At 61.2% G+C, this 796-nt stretch carries 1 protein-coding gene; it reads right to left on the bottom strand.

Annotation, left to right across the window (positions count from 1 at the left end; translation table 11 throughout):
* Nucleotide 1: 1 nt before the first annotated feature.
* Nucleotides 2–796, bottom strand: a 795-nt coding sequence (locus tag G3480_RS27030) for a fibronectin type III domain-containing protein (RefSeq protein ID WP_164657265.1), incomplete at its 5' end; no start/stop codon positions are given.

Raw genomic sequence — 796 nt, 5'->3', positions numbered from 1 at the left:
ACTACGGCTGATCGGAGCCGCTGTTGCTCAGCAGGATGTAGCCGACACTCTCCTTGGCGTGCCCGACCTCGCTGTCTTTGGACTGCTCTTCCTGAACCCAGACATCCATGGAGGCGGCATCCTTGTAGGACCAGCGCAGGACGGCCGTATCACCGCCGTTCCTTGTTTGCATGTCGGCTAGGACCGCCGGGGGTTCATCGTAGGCGCCGGTGAAGTCGACCCTGGATCCCAGGTGCGTCACTGACTCCTGGGCTTGCGCGACCTCGAACGCCAAGCCGTCGATCTGCCCGATGGACGGTTCCCAGGCGATGTAGGTGACGCTCTCCGTCTCGTGACGATGGCTGCTGGCCTCCTGCTCTTGCAGGGCGACTTCGAACGATGATTGGGTCGCGTTGCGCAGACGTGTCGTCACGGCGTGGGTGTCGTTGTCGCTTGCGACGGCGGCGATGACGATCGGGGTCTCGCTGAATGGCGCGATGAGGCTCTGTCGATAGAATGCGTCGGCGGCACTGACGTCAAGGCTGTCAGCCTCGATCCAGGTGCCATTAGGCAGCTGATGCTGACCGCGCTCGATGGCGACGTAGGTGATGGTTTCGCGAGCGTGCGTGCCGTCGAGGTAATCCCATTCTTGGATGCGGATCCAGAAGCCGGTTTCATCGACGCCATCAATGCGCACTGTGGCTGATTGACCACCGTTGCGGCTGAACGATTTCGCCGTCACGATGGGGTCAGCGAACGTCTTTGCGAAATCCACGCGCTGCCACTCATGGTTGACACTGAGTTCACCGAACTCGAT

Source organism: Thiorhodococcus mannitoliphagus (assembly GCF_010915725.1).
Classification (GTDB): domain Bacteria; phylum Pseudomonadota; class Gammaproteobacteria; order Chromatiales; family Chromatiaceae; genus Thiorhodococcus; species Thiorhodococcus mannitoliphagus.
This window is presented reverse-complemented; position numbering and strand designations above follow the sequence as displayed.